The sequence below is a fragment of the Nitrosomonas eutropha genome, from assembly GCF_900116685.1.
GTDB lineage: Bacteria > Pseudomonadota > Gammaproteobacteria > Burkholderiales > Nitrosomonadaceae > Nitrosomonas > Nitrosomonas eutropha_A.
This window is the reverse complement of sequence record NZ_FPBL01000003.1, coordinates 183,496-195,975: the sequence shown is the minus strand read 5'-3', so window position 1 is coordinate 195,975 and position 12,480 is coordinate 183,496. Positions and strand designations below refer to the sequence as shown.

The 12,480-nt window shown below is 50.6% G+C and carries 13 protein-coding genes and 2 tRNA genes; 2 read left to right on the top strand and 13 right to left on the bottom strand.

Going from position 1 to position 12,480, the window contains the following annotated elements:
• Nucleotides 1-268: 268 nt before the first annotated feature.
• Nucleotides 269-343: transfer RNA gene (locus BM331_RS05490), tRNA-Val, on the bottom strand.
• A 192-nt stretch (nucleotides 344-535) separates the two neighbouring features.
• On the opposite strand from BM331_RS05490, the gene BM331_RS05485 reads away from it, so the two are divergent.
• Nucleotides 536-1,921 (top strand): L-serine ammonia-lyase, encoded by a 1,386-nt coding sequence (locus BM331_RS05485; protein WP_074927776.1) that lies wholly within the window; start codon nucleotides 536-538, stop codon nucleotides 1,919-1,921.
• A 333-nt stretch (nucleotides 1,922-2,254) separates the two neighbouring features.
• On the opposite strand, the gene BM331_RS05480 is transcribed toward BM331_RS05485, so the two are convergent.
• From BM331_RS05480 to BM331_RS05430, 11 genes are all read right to left on the bottom strand, one after another.
• Nucleotides 2,255-2,854 (bottom strand): hypothetical protein, encoded by a 600-nt coding sequence (locus BM331_RS05480; protein ID WP_083414691.1) that lies wholly within the window; start codon nucleotides 2,852-2,854, stop codon nucleotides 2,255-2,257.
• Between the two features lie 46 nt (nucleotides 2,855-2,900).
• The gene (locus tag BM331_RS05475; RefSeq protein WP_074927774.1) at nucleotides 2,901-3,110 is read right to left on the bottom strand and encodes a hypothetical protein; all 210 of its coding nucleotides are present in this window, start codon (nucleotides 3,108-3,110) and stop codon (nucleotides 2,901-2,903) included.
• A 300-nt stretch (nucleotides 3,111-3,410) separates the two neighbouring features.
• On the bottom strand, nucleotides 3,411-3,827 hold the full coding sequence (locus BM331_RS05470) for a hypothetical protein (RefSeq protein ID WP_074927773.1): 417 nt from the start codon (nucleotides 3,825-3,827) through the stop codon (nucleotides 3,411-3,413).
• Entirely contained in the window at nucleotides 3,817-6,636 is a 2,820-nt protein-coding gene (locus tag BM331_RS05465) for a DUF927 domain-containing protein (protein WP_083414690.1), read from the bottom strand. Before BM331_RS05465 ends, BM331_RS05470 begins: the two co-directional genes overlap by 11 nt.
• A complete protein-coding gene (locus BM331_RS05460; protein ID WP_074927771.1) occupies nucleotides 6,629-6,811 on the bottom strand; it encodes a hypothetical protein in 183 nt (60 codons plus the stop codon). The genes BM331_RS05465 and BM331_RS05460 overlap by 8 nt, the downstream gene beginning before the upstream one ends.
• Before the next feature lie 2 nt (nucleotides 6,812-6,813).
• Nucleotides 6,814-7,035 (bottom strand): helix-turn-helix transcriptional regulator, encoded by a 222-nt coding sequence (locus tag BM331_RS05455; RefSeq protein ID WP_074927769.1) that lies wholly within the window; start codon nucleotides 7,033-7,035, stop codon nucleotides 6,814-6,816.
• Nucleotides 7,036-7,047: 12 nt separating this feature from the next.
• Entirely contained in the window at nucleotides 7,048-7,284 is a 237-nt protein-coding gene (locus tag BM331_RS05450) for a helix-turn-helix transcriptional regulator (protein ID WP_074927768.1), read from the bottom strand.
• A 107-nt stretch (nucleotides 7,285-7,391) separates the two neighbouring features.
• Nucleotides 7,392-7,946: a hypothetical protein gene (locus BM331_RS05445; protein ID WP_074927766.1), complete on the bottom strand. Its 555-nt coding sequence runs from the start codon at nucleotides 7,944-7,946 to the stop codon at nucleotides 7,392-7,394.
• Nucleotides 7,947-8,041: 95 nt separating this feature from the next.
• Entirely contained in the window at nucleotides 8,042-8,323 is a 282-nt protein-coding gene (locus tag BM331_RS05440; protein ID WP_074927765.1) for a hypothetical protein, read from the bottom strand.
• 49 nt (nucleotides 8,324-8,372) lie between these two features.
• The gene (locus BM331_RS05435; RefSeq protein ID WP_074927763.1) at nucleotides 8,373-9,572 is read right to left on the bottom strand and encodes a tyrosine-type recombinase/integrase; all 1,200 of its coding nucleotides are present in this window, start codon (nucleotides 9,570-9,572) and stop codon (nucleotides 8,373-8,375) included.
• Between the two features lie 243 nt (nucleotides 9,573-9,815).
• Nucleotides 9,816-9,908: transfer RNA gene (locus BM331_RS05430), tRNA-Ser, on the bottom strand.
• A 175-nt stretch (nucleotides 9,909-10,083) separates the two neighbouring features.
• Between BM331_RS05430 and radA the strand changes: the two genes are divergently transcribed.
• Nucleotides 10,084-11,433, top strand: coding sequence for a DNA repair protein RadA (gene radA, locus BM331_RS05425; RefSeq protein ID WP_074927762.1), 1,350 nt, complete (start codon nucleotides 10,084-10,086; stop codon nucleotides 11,431-11,433).
• A gap of 31 nt (nucleotides 11,434-11,464) precedes the next feature.
• Here the strand turns inward: radA and BM331_RS05420 are convergent, their stop codons facing one another.
• The gene (locus BM331_RS05420) at nucleotides 11,465-12,415 is read right to left on the bottom strand and encodes a universal stress protein (RefSeq protein WP_074927760.1); all 951 of its coding nucleotides are present in this window, start codon (nucleotides 12,413-12,415) and stop codon (nucleotides 11,465-11,467) included.
• Between the last annotated feature and the right edge of the window lie 65 nt (nucleotides 12,416-12,480).

Below are 12,480 nucleotides of genomic sequence, written 5' to 3'. Positions count from 1 at the left end.
ACAAAGAACGGATTGCAAGAGAATCAAGCATACAAGAAACGATCGCGAGATGAAGAACCTTGCCGGATTGAACATGAGCCAGGAGTAGGGTTGGTTAAGAGTGAGTGATCTGTGGGGACTGGAAAAGTCTGCTCAAATGCTCAAATTGTCGCCGTTATCCGTTATACAAATAAGCATATAGGCCTTTTGCCATGCTGCCAATTATAAGCTTGGCAGGTACTTCTTCCGGCTTGCCGGGCTGGTACAGGCAAACATACAGAAAGAAGTATGGTAGGCGGTATTGGAATTGAACCAATGACTTCCACCGTGTGAAGGTGGCACTCTACCGCTGAGTTAACCGCCTTTGTCGCCTTAAAACTACAGAATTAGACCATAGCCTGTTTATACAGGTCAATTATTATCTTTGTGATATTCCTGCAAAATAATTTGATCTGTCTGTGAAGCAGATCCGTTCAATCTACTATAATACAATCATTGACAATCGCAGCAAACTGTCAAGGCAGTTTTTTCTTAATATCAATCCCAAAATTATCCCATGTTCATAAGCGTTCTTGATCTGTTTAAAATCGGCATTGGCCCCTCCAGTTCGCACACGATGGGGCCAATGGCGGCAGCAAATGTTTTTCGTGATGATATTGACCAGCTGATCTTACAAACTCCGGGTAATCGCAACCATCGTGCCTATTGCGTACTCAAGGGCTCGCTCGCATTTACCGGCAGAGGGCACGCAACAGACAGGGCTGTAACTTTGGGATTACATGGCTATAGCTCCGCATCCCTTGCCGGGCAGGATGTCAATGCGCTGACTGCAAAGCTCTGGGCGACCGATACTGTGCAGCTTGCCAGCGGCAGGCACATTGATTTCAATCCGGAGGATGACATTGTCTTCGATAAATCTGATCCGTTACCGCAACATCCCAACGGAATGATTTTTTATCTTCTGGATGAGGAGGGAAAGAAGGTTCTATCAGAAACATTCTTTTCCATCGGGGGTGGGTTTATCTGTACGCTTGCGGAAATCAGCCAGCTGGATGCTCCGCTTAAAATTGAATCTGCTGGCACTTATCCATACCCGTTTGATTCGGCGGACAGTATGCTTGAAATGTCGCGGCAGAGTGGCTTATCCATTGCAGAAATGAAACGCGCCAATGAGTTAACCAGGATGTCGGAACAAGATCTTGATCAGGGGTTGGACAGTATCTGGCAGGCCATGTGTCATTGTGTTGAACAGGGACTGACGGCAGAAGGCCGCCTCCCGGGTATCCTGGGGATACGCCGGCGTGCAAAAGATCTGTTCAGGCAGTTGGAAACAAATCCGGAAAAAGGTACGCTGAATGACTGGTTATGCGCCTATGCCATGGCGGTGAATGAAGAAAATGCGGCAGGGCACATGGTTGTGACAGCACCTACCAACGGTGCTGCCGGAGTTATTCCGGCAGTTATTTACTATCTGCTTAAGCATGAAGGCGGGACTCCGCAGCAAGTACGGGATTTTCTACTGACTGCTGCAGCAATTGGTGGGGTGATCAAGCATCGCAGCTCCATTTCCGGGGCAGAAGTGGGCTGTCAGGGGGAAGTGGGTTCAGCAGCAGCAATGGCTGCTGCCGGTCTTTCTGCAGTACGGGGAGGTACTACCGAACAAATTGAGAACGCTGCTGAAATTGCATTAGAACACCATTTAGGCATGACTTGCGATCCGGTTGGCGGGTTGGTTCAGGTACCCTGTATCGAACGTAATGGCTTCGGCGCAATCAAGGCCCATACCGCTGCTGCACTTGCTTGCCGCGGTACGGGTGAGCATTTTATATCACTCGACAACTGCATTAACGCGATGAAGCAGACGGGTCTGGAGATGTCACATAAATACAAGGAAACTTCATTGGGTGGCTTGGCTGTCAGTGTCAGTATTACCGAATGCTGAGAGGGTGGGAGTCACATCAAGGCCGGAAAGCCTTATGAATAAACGATCTTAGATTAGATGAAAATTCATATACCCCCAAATATACCCCCAGGCATGGGGCGCTGGGGGCTTTTTGGTATCGGCCGGAGCAGGGGGTGGTAACTGTCGCGGTAACTTGCCCCATCATAACGAATGCCTCAGCAGGCGCACCGTGAACGCATCCAACAGGGCATCCAATTGGCTATCCAGATTGATCAGGCACCTCAAAAGTAATTCCTCTTTCCGCCCACTTCTTGAGCACGTGGTTTTTCCACGTTTCAAACGGAAGAAAGCCTGATTCTCTCCTGATGGTTATCAGAAGCAAAAACCATAACGCTTTTTCATGTCTGCAAATGAGACTCTTAAATAGTGGTTATGTTTTTCTGTCAGTCTGCCAAAGGTGCGCCAATGCATTCCTTTGGGTTTCCATCCATTACTATTGAGAATGCCTGGTTCCCAACCCAGCCTATCTCGTATCTTGTTGGCGCCGCGCGCTGTTCGATTACACGGATTCTCACTTTGTGACTCATAAACCAGCTGATGACATTTACGACAGGCTCCACGCCCACTGATATACAGGATGGCGCAACGCTCGCCACAATCTGGGCAAAGAAACCACGCGCGCCCGCCACCGTAGTTGCAAGCCGTGTAAGCCAGCTGGACAGGATAGTTATAGTCTTTCCAATCTTCTTCGCGCCAACGTGACCGATAACTTAGCCATACGCTGTTGGTATGGGTTACATAGCTGACAGATCCTGTACGCTGCCCGTTGCGGCTCCAATATACCTCCCCACTTTTACCCGGTGTTAAGAGTCCCTGGCGTTTCATCCATCGCACATCAAGACCTGATGCGCCGCCAGTCTTTCTGTATCTGCCGGGACGTCCTGCACCCGCTCTACAGCCGCCTTTTCCCATCACACACCTCCCAGAAAACGAAATCATCAGGCAAATATACCCTCTGTCAGCATCGTAAACCAGCTAATGCCGCGACAGCAAAGGGTTTCAAGGTGTTGATCATTATGTCAAAATTGTCTGCTGTTATCAGTGAAGCCGGGTAAGCAAGATCCAAATCTGGATTCTGCTGAAGTGTTCCCATTATGGTGCGAATGTTGCGCATGACATGGGGTGGTGAAACGCCGCCCCATCGCTGATAGCCTTGACCAACTTCCATTTGAAATGGAAACTCACGCGCGTGTGATGGAGTCCGAAAACTTACCCGCCCTGAAAATTTAGGGCGGGTAGGCTGGCAAGGCAATGTAAGCGTAGGAAATCTTGATCTAATCTTGATATGACTCAGGAAAAGGAACCCTCGCGCGCACGATGCGGGCAGAAATGTGAGTTTTTGGGAGTAGTTGAGGGCTGGATGGAATCTCCACCAACGGTGGGAATGAATTGTGAATAAATTCCTCAGATATGAGGGATTTAAATACCAGAGATTCCGGTATTTAAAAGGTGGGGCTCTCTCTCCTTTTTATGTTTGGCCAGGACAAGCTTTCCTGAACTCAAGGATTGCATGTGACAGGAAATATCTTCTTGCATCATCGTCCCGCCTGCACTGATTCAGGCAAGTGTTACGCAACTCCGGGTCACGTTCCCCGATATGATCCAGCCACCAGTTGATGAAATTCTCCCAGTCGCCTATATCCTGGGTTTTCCCCGAAACGGTGGAAAAGTTCACGCCCATCACACGTGCTGCTGATTCTTCAGGGATCTGGGTGTACGTTTCGTTGTCTGACTCGCTATTGATGTTTTGGGGTGTAACAGATGTAACAGGTGTACAAGCCTTATTGGATGCGGGTTTCACTGTTACACCATCCGTGTAACACGGTGTAACAGGTGTAACAGATTCACGGCTTTTCATCCGATTTAGCAGTGCATCAAGCCCCATGATCGCCCCCCATCTTTTCATATCGTAAAGGATAAAGTCGCATCAGCCGCCCGCTGATTCTGATTGCCTTTGATCTAGCACCATCCGCCCCCGGCGCAGCTATTGCTCCAGCCTCTTGCAAGGTATCCAGTGCTCGGTTGAAGTCAAAACCTTTCAGGGCTTCGCGCATCCCTTCGGCAGTAAACAGATATTCGCGTCCTTCGGCTCCGTCGCGCCAATAGCCTGCCCGATCAGGTGTGCGTACATCGCTGGTTGCATCGGCATTGCTAAACCTACTATCTCCGTATCGGTCAATGAAGCCGGAAACGCGCTCTAGTATCTGCTGTCGCTCATTGTTACCATTGCCTCTCATGGCACGCCATACTTTGAAGCCTTCCGCTGCTGCCTGTATCGCCTCGCCTTCTGGCCAGCCGGTTATGCCGTACTCGGTTGCCAGTTCACCAGCCAAAGCCAGGAGCGCAAATCGGCTGGCGGTTCGTTTATCCTGTCCCTCACTGCCTTCCACTTGAAATTCGGTAAGTCCCTTGATTGTTTCCAGATACCCGCACAGATCGCGTCCCTCTCGTGTCAGCTTTTCGAGAAAGGATCGCCCAGCATGGCCGTGGTGGATTGTTGCCGCCCGCTTGATTGCATCTGAAAACGCTGTGCCGCTAGGCATCCCGTGTAGGTCATCCCATGCGCCATACGTTCTTGCCGCCGGTATATCCAGCAGCCGCACGGTTTGCCCAGCCTTGGCACGGTGCCCACCTTCCGCCATCGTGGTTGATATGGTGCGCTCGCCACTTGATACTACGAAGCAACGCCAGCGAGTAACACCCCGCGCATCCCCTGATCGGCTGGCTCGTTGCTTGCCGCGCCCATTGCCTAAGGCATACACAATTGCACCGACTTCGCGTGGATCGCATTCGCTGATTTCATCCAGGGCTAGCAGGCAATCATTAAATAGCGCCGCGGCACCTTCCATACCGTTTGCAGTCGCCCGCCAGCTCCTCTTGAAGTTGGCTCCGCCCCATGTCGCGCAAGCCGCCTCAATAGCCGTGGTTTTTCCGGTGGAGCTATCACCTACAAAATGCATCCCGCCACCTTCCATGTTGCATTTAGTCAGCAGTGGCCCTGCAAAGGATGCCGACAACGCGAGCGCTAGCAGGGGGTTGCCCACGGCACGCGCCGCAATTTCCGATTGCCATCCTGCCAGCGTTCCCGCTTGGGTATGCTCATCATGGTTGCGCTCGCCGGTCTGGAATATTACCCCGGATGCCTTCGGGCCGATAACGACATCAGGCAGCACGAAGGAATCATCACACCAGCCGACTTGCAGGGCGCAACGCATCCGCCGCTTTGGTGGTTTGGCTTGCAGATAGTTCGCCAGCAGGTTTTTGGCTGCTGGGTCTATTTCCACACCCATGTTTAACAGCTCGCCGCGCAGATCGTCACCAGCACCGCGCAGCAATTCCATAGGCATGGCCCATTCTCGCCATTTGTTCAGGGTATTTTTGAAGCGAAGCAAGCGCCCGAAATTGTTTTGCTGTCCATCAAAGGTCACGGCTTCAACGTGTAGAGGGGAACACACCCAGGATTGCGTCAGCATTGGCGGGGCATCGCCATTGCTTTGCTTAATGTTGAAATACCACACGCCGGGGCGATACTTTGCGCCCTCATGTTCCAGCCAATCATCAAATACACGGAAAGTAGGGCGCTCACCAGCACTGGGAATGGTGTTTGTTACACTTGTTACACCTTCATTTTTATCTGGTGTAACAGCAGAAAGCCCGTCGTTATTGGCTTGTACACCTGTTACATCTGTTACACCACTAACAAGCAATGGCTGAGTAATATTATTGCTTAGTGCATCATCCGAATACATTAAACCGGATATGGCGTGTTGCACGGCCTCCAATCCGCAATGCTGGTGCAGATCATTGAAATCTGTTGCTCCTTCAGGTCGATGCGGGCCAAAGTCAGGAATAGCCAGTAACCCACCTACTGCTTGAGCGGCTTCCCTGGCTTTGGTCAGTCCCGTGTTATCTTCAGTGCGGTAATCATCATCAGCACATAGCACCAATAACAGATCCGGGAATTTCTCACGAAGAGCCTTGGCCACTGCCAATAGATTCCCAGCATCAAAGGCTACCGCTACTGCATAACCAGTGGCCTCACGGATGCTGGCGCCGGTTGCAAAGCCTTCAGCAATACACAATATTTCATCAGGCTTACCGATACTGAAATAGCAGCCTTGTTTACGCCCACCGGTGACTGGCCGTTTGGTACCGTTTGTCGTGATAAATTGCAGTGAGTGAATCACCCCGGCAGTGTCCCGCATGGGGATAACCAGAAGTTCACCTGCCAGCTCATCTGAAAGGTAAGGGGTTATCTTTTTTGCGGTGTCAGCGTTTATGACTTTTGCACCGTGAGCAGCAATCCCTTTGCGAATCAAATAATCATGGCTGGCGTATGAATAAGCTTCCGTCCAGATCAGATGCGCTTGCTCTCGTGCAACCTTCTTTCGTTCGGCTTCTTCAGTCTCACGTTGCTTGCGCATGGTATCCATGCGCTCACGGTTAGCTTGTATTTCTACTTCAGTCAGATTGCGCCCAATATCCGATCTCCATGGTTGAGTAAGGCCAGTGCGCCAGTCACCAAAACTGCCAGCAGGGATGCCGTCACCATAGAAGACATACCAGCCTGCATCATCGTCCCGCCTGCCGTTGCTGCTGAAGCGATGTAATTTTCCATCAGTCATGATGGTATCTGGTGGGGTCAGGCCAGAAGCCTTTATTGCATTGGAGAACTGCAGGGTTGCATCAATCATGGTGCAGTCCTCCGTGATGAATGATCCAGTCCATCAACTTGATTGGCACCACTCTCCGGCAAGTCAGTGAAATGATTCCTGCTTTGATACCAGAACGGATTGATTTGCCATACGACTGTACGTTTCGATAAGCCGCCTGGGTTGCCCGCCCGGCGGCTTTTATTCTGATGGGCATGGTTAGCCCTCCGAATTAGCAGACTGCCATGCTTGCGGATCCGCCATCCACTCCTTCACGGCTGAAAGCCGCCAGCGCGTACATCGAACAGAGAGTTTTACAGGGGCGGGGAACTTACCGGCCCGAACCAGCTTCCAGGGCCAGGAACGTGAAGCGCCCAGAAGATGAGCAACTTCTTTATCAGTGATTAGCCGATCTTCGGCTTGGGTGATGTGTTGAGTCATGCCTGGTTCTCCTCAGCCCTTACGGCTCTTTTCGATTTGGGCGGCAATCCAGGCTTCTACTTCGGACTCAATCCATCCGACAGCTTTGGCTCCTACAGAAACAGGTTTGGGGAATGTTGGGTCGTAATCGGTAGGGCGTTTGGGGTTGTGCCGCAGCCGAGCATAAATGCTGGAACGGGAAAGTCTTGTTCGGGCTTCTACTTGTTGACGACGTATGATCGTCAGGGGGGATTGATTCTGTATGGCCATGCTTATGATTCCTTAGCTGTAACCGGAACGTACCGGCATGGCTCACTATTCTCGTCATTAGAAAGACAATGGAAACTCGTGTGCCGGCGTGATGCTCACTCTGCCGGCTAGGTTATGGCATTTCTTTCCCATTCCCTGCACCAATCCTCAATCTTTTTCTGGCTTTCCAAGTGCTGGCATTTGTCCAGCATATCTCTGGCAAATGCTGCCTTCCCTTTGTAGCTACCTGGATTATTCCGCCAATTCTGCCAGCAGCCATAGACGAAGGCTTTTTCAGTTTGCTTCGGATCCTTGGCAATCTTTCCTCTTGCCCCTTTTTTAGCTTGAATTGTTTTTTGCGTATCGTGCCCCTCAAGCATTCCCTCGGACTTTGATCTTGCTTCAGTGATTTCAAGTCTAAACTTCCAAATTTTAACCAGCATCTGAACGATGGACTCTTGCTGTTCGAATATTTCTTCCAGAAAACTCGCCCGATCCTCAGCAAGAACGGTTCGCCATAACAACTCATCGTGCTTAAGGTCTAGCCTACGCAAACTATCTAGTCTGCCGGCTAACCGACTGTCGCGTTCCGATTCGCTGGATTCGTGGCGAGAATGCATCTCTGCCAAGAATTTCGTAATAGATTCACTGAGTGACTCAGCGAGCTTTGCAAGGTCAACCATCACGCACCCTTAACGCATTCCCTTGATTGGGTGCCACGCCAGCCGGACAAGGGTTTCCCGGTTTTCGCCCCGTCGGGCTAGGCATGGCTTAAAGGTTAGATGTGTTTGAGATTATCCGGATGCGGCCTTTTGTGTATCTCCATGTAAAGCTCGTTGTTCTCCATATTTTCATCGCCAATGGCAGACATAATCGTACTGTTAAGCTCTTTGATACGCGCTCCCAAGCCACGGAATGCCAATGTCTCCGCATCTAGTTTGTCACTTATTTCAATAATCAGGATGCTTAATTGCTCAATCTCCCAAGTAGCCTCCAAAGCCAGCAATTTGCGCTCTTCACAAGCTATGACTGTATTCTCATTACTATTGATATTGTCCATGTTCATTCCTTGTTAGTGACGGTGGTTATGCTGTTTTTATTCGAGACAATCAGGCTCGCCGCATCGCCACCACGTTTTTAATACGCAAAGCATCCAGGTAGTCAGCCCATGCCTGCATCATTTTGGCTCGCTGGGGTAAATACAGCGCATGGTTATATGCCGCTGATACTTCATCTCGCTCCTGGTGGGCTAGCTGCAATTCGATATGTTCATGGGGCCAGCCTTGCTCGTGCAAGATGGTGGACGCTACGCCTCGGAAGCCATGACCGGTCATGCGGCCTCTGTAGCCCATGCGGTACAGGGCATAAAGCAGAGTGTTATTGCTCATGTGTGTAGGCTTGCCTGTATCGGACGGAAAAACAAACTCATATCCGTAAGATACGGCTTGCAGCTTTTCCAGTACGACCAGTGCCTGCTTGCTCAAGGGAACAGTATGCGGGGCAGTTTTTACCTTCATTCGCTCGGCCAGAATATCCCAGCGATTCGCATCAAAGTTAAATTCATCCCACTTTGCAGCGATCAATTCGCCAGTACGAACAAAGGTCAGCGCCATCAGCTGCAAGGCAAGCCGGGTATGTTCGCTCCCTACATAAGCGTCCATATCTCGCAGCAGTTGCGGTAGTTCTTTGGCATCAATACGGGAATAGTTGCGCTTTTTTCTGGCGGGCAAAATGTCTGACGGTTGTATATCAGCTACCGGGTTACGCTCGGCTAAGTCATGAGCCACCGCATATCGCATGATTTGACTGCATTTCTGTAGCTGGCGCTTGGCAATGTCCAGCGCTCCTCGTGCCTCAATGGCTTTTACACAGTCACGTACCTGTGCCGCCGTCAGATCATTGGCAGGGACGCTGCCTAATACTGGCAATATATCCATCTCCAATCGTTGCCAGATATTAGCAGCATGGCTCTCTGTCACGCCTGGTTTCCAGTGTGTGAACCATTTTTCAGCGACAGCCTTGAACGTCATGGCATCGGCTTGTTTTTCCGCTTTGCGTACTGCTACGGGGTCGGTGCCAGCGGCAATTAACTTACGGGCATCATCGCGGGTGGATCGTGCATCTTTCAAACTAACGTCAGGATATACCCCCAGCGCAAGCGCCTTTTCTATACCCCCAATGCGATATTTAAGCCGCCAGTACTTCGCTCCTTTTGGGGTCACCAGAAGGAATAAGCCTTTCTCATCTGACAGTTTATATTGCTTGTCGCGAGGTTTAGCTTGGCGAATTGCGGTATCAGTTAGTGCCATGATTAAGCCTCCACCCCAATGTCGCAAGGGTGCAGCGATGGCTGAAAGTCCGCTATTTCATTGGGTTTAAGTGGCATTTGGGGGTATGCATTTTGAGGTGAAAATTATTAACCCCCAAATATACCCCCAGGCAATGCTGCATGTCCATACACTAACTTATACTACTGTAGACAATAAAAAACCCGCAATGCCAGTAAACATGCGGGGTTTGTCTATTGTTGTATACGGTTGTATACTAGTAGTTGGCGGAGAGGGTGGGATTCGAACCCACGTGCCAGGAAATCCTGACCATCTGATTTCGAGTCAGCGCCGTTATGGCCACTTCGGTACCTCTCCGGAAACCTGTATCTTTTGAGGCGGCTATTTTATCAGTTTTTCGGTTTTTTAATAGAGATGCTGCCGGATATTGAATATCGCAAGTATGTGCCGCGTTCCCTGGTGAAATATCGGGATCGGGTGTGAGATCGAAACTCTGTCCTGCATCAGGAAGCCCCGGGCGTGTAATTGATTCATGACGAAAGCCAAGACTATCTATATTTGCAGTGCCTGTGGCGGCCAGGTGTTGAAGTGGCAGGGTCAGTGTCCGCATTGTCGTGAATGGAATACATTGACTGAAACCGTGCGGGAGAAAAATTTTCCGCATTTTATTCCGGATTCTGTGCAAGGACATGTATTGAGCCTGAGTGCGGTCGAGGCAGAAGATATGCCTCGTTTTCTGACTGGGCTGTCCGAGTTTGACCGGGTATTGGGTGGCGGGCTGGTACAGGGCGGGGTCGTTTTATTGGGAGGGGATCCTGGCATAGGCAAATCAACGCTGCTGTTGCAGGCATTGTCCCGGATGTCAGCACATCATCGAGTGTTGTATGTCAGCGGTGAAGAATCCATGCAACAGGTCGCGCTGCGGGCAAAACGTCTGGCTCTGGATGTAACCAAAGTTGATTTATTGACCGAAATTCGATTGGAAGCCATTCAGTCAGCGTTGGTTGAGCATCGCCCTCAAATCGCAATCATCGATTCGATTCAGACGATTTATTCTGAATCGTTGCAATCGGCTCCAGGTTCGGTTGCTCAGGTACGGGAATGTGCCGCTCGTTTGACGCGATTTGCCAAAACCAGTGGTACTTGTATTGTACTGGTAGGGCATGTGACTAAAGAGGGGGCGCTGGCCGGGCCGCGTGTTCTGGAGCATATGGTTGATACAGTGCTTTACTTTGAGGGGGATGCACACTCCGCTTTTCGTTTGATTCGAGCTTTCAAGAATCGTTTTGGGGCAGTGAACGAACTGGGTGTTTTTGCTATGACTGAGAGGGGATTGCGGGAAGTGAGTAATCCTTCTGCTTTGTTTCTTTCGCATCATGGTGTGCGTGTGCCGGGTATTTGTGTGATGGTGACGCAAGAGGGAACGCGTCCTTTGCTGGTGGAGATTCAGGCTCTGGTGGATGAGGCACATGGGTCAAATCCGCGTCGATTGAGCGTCGGGCTGGAACAGAATCGGCTGGCAATGTTGTTGGCGGTGCTGCATCGCCATGCCGGTATTCCCTGTTTTGATCAGGATATTTTTATCAATGCGGTGGGTGGGGTTAAAATTACCGAGCCGGGCGCTGATCTGGCCGTGATGTTGGCGATTGTTTCATCCTTGAAGAATCGGATCTTACCGGAGAAAACGGTCGTGTTTGGAGAAGTTGGTTTGGCAGGGGAAGTACGGCCGGTACAACGCGGGCAGGAGCGAATTAAAGAAGCGGCCAAACTGGGATTTACCCAGGCTGTTATTCCCAAGGCAAATCAGTCCAAACAAGTTATTGAAGGGATTGAAATTATTGCTGTAGAGCGAGTTGAAGAAGCGATTCGTGTACTTTTTTGATCAGGCGGAGCTGTGTTGTTGCACAGCTTGATCAGCAAAAAGAGGCTACTGATACTCTGTCATCATTTGACTCATAAACCTCAACTGGCACCATTCCGCGTACCAACAGTAGCGGACAGGTCGTATTTCCAATAATTCGGCTTGTAACACTGCCGTAAACCATACGTTCCACGCCCGAACGTCCGTGTGTACTCATCACGATCAGATCGATATTCTCCGCATGCATGGTACGGATAATGACTTCGGCCGGGTTACCCGATGCAACCTGGTAATGGGAAGGTACATTCGCCAGTTGTAACTGCAATTGTATCCGCTCCAGATAACTGATTGCCTGGTGAGCATCAGACTGTTCTCCGGCAGATACTTGTTCATCATGCTGCTCGTGCCCAGAATGATTCGGCCTGACAACACGGATCAGGGAGAGGGTTGCGCCGGTATTTTGTGCAAACTGACGAGCAGCAGGTATGGCTGCCTCTGCCAGTGGCGTGCCATCGAGGGGCAGAAGAATAGCACGGGGTACCGAGCCGGGTTTTACCGTTATTGCAGCAGGCGCCAGGAACACGGGTGGGCGTGCGCTGCACACGACTTCGTCCGCTATGCTGCCCAATAATGCTCGTCCCAGCCCGGTTCTGCCATGTGTTGACATGGCAATCAGATCAACAAAAGTTTCCTCTGCCAAGCGTAGTATGCTCTCGGCCGGTATTCCCGACAAAAGTCGATCCATTACGTTGAAGCCAATCTGATTGAGTTTTTGTGTGATGTTGTATAACTGCGCGCGTGCCTTGTGCTCTCTCGATACAGCAGTCTGCTTTGATGCTGGCAAGCTGGGTGTATCTTCAACCAGAGAGTGGGAAGTGGATGACAATGCTGTCATCAGCAGCAGCTCAGTCTGATCTGGTGTAATGAAACGCAGCAGGTGAGGGATAACCTGTTCCGCCAGCTCGGAGCCATCCAGTGGGATAAGTACTCGTCTGATCATCATATATGCTCCCTGTTTACAGGTACCGGGCCAGTATAGATTTACTTGCACCTTATTTCCAGATAGAT

What these genes read in the sequence shown, in the direction of transcription:
- BM331_RS05455 (WP_074927769.1), bottom strand. Translation starts at nt 7,035, where the DNA reads ATGACTCAACACATCACCCAAGCCGAAGATCGGCTAATCACTGATAAA.
- BM331_RS05440 (WP_074927765.1), bottom strand. Translation starts at nt 8,323, where the DNA reads ATGGACAATATCAATAGTAATGAGAATACAGTCATAGCTTGTGAAGAG.
- BM331_RS05475 (WP_074927774.1), bottom strand. Translation starts at nt 3,110, where the DNA reads ATGGAAGTTGGTCAAGGCTATCAGCGATGGGGCGGCGTTTCACCACCC.
- BM331_RS05485 (WP_074927776.1), top strand. Translation starts at nt 536, where the DNA reads ATGTTCATAAGCGTTCTTGATCTGTTTAAAATCGGCATTGGCCCCTCC.
- BM331_RS05420 (WP_074927760.1), bottom strand. Translation starts at nt 12,415, where the DNA reads ATGATGATCAGACGAGTACTTATCCCACTGGATGGCTCCGAGCTGGCG.
- BM331_RS05470 (WP_074927773.1), bottom strand. Translation starts at nt 3,827, where the DNA reads ATGGGGCTTGATGCACTGCTAAATCGGATGAAAAGCCGTGAATCTGTT.
- radA (WP_074927762.1), top strand. Translation starts at nt 10,084, where the DNA reads ATGACGAAAGCCAAGACTATCTATATTTGCAGTGCCTGTGGCGGCCAG.
- BM331_RS05450 (WP_074927768.1), bottom strand. Translation starts at nt 7,284, where the DNA reads ATGGCCATACAGAATCAATCCCCCCTGACGATCATACGTCGTCAACAA.
- BM331_RS05435 (WP_074927763.1), bottom strand. Translation starts at nt 9,572, where the DNA reads ATGGCACTAACTGATACCGCAATTCGCCAAGCTAAACCTCGCGACAAG.
- BM331_RS05465 (WP_083414690.1), bottom strand. Translation starts at nt 6,636, where the DNA reads ATGATTGATGCAACCCTGCAGTTCTCCAATGCAATAAAGGCTTCTGGC.
- BM331_RS05460 (WP_074927771.1), bottom strand. Translation starts at nt 6,811, where the DNA reads ATGCCCATCAGAATAAAAGCCGCCGGGCGGGCAACCCAGGCGGCTTAT.
- BM331_RS05445 (WP_074927766.1), bottom strand. Translation starts at nt 7,946, where the DNA reads ATGGTTGACCTTGCAAAGCTCGCTGAGTCACTCAGTGAATCTATTACG.
- BM331_RS05480 (WP_083414691.1), bottom strand. Translation starts at nt 2,854, where the DNA reads ATGGGAAAAGGCGGCTGTAGAGCGGGTGCAGGACGTCCCGGCAGATAC.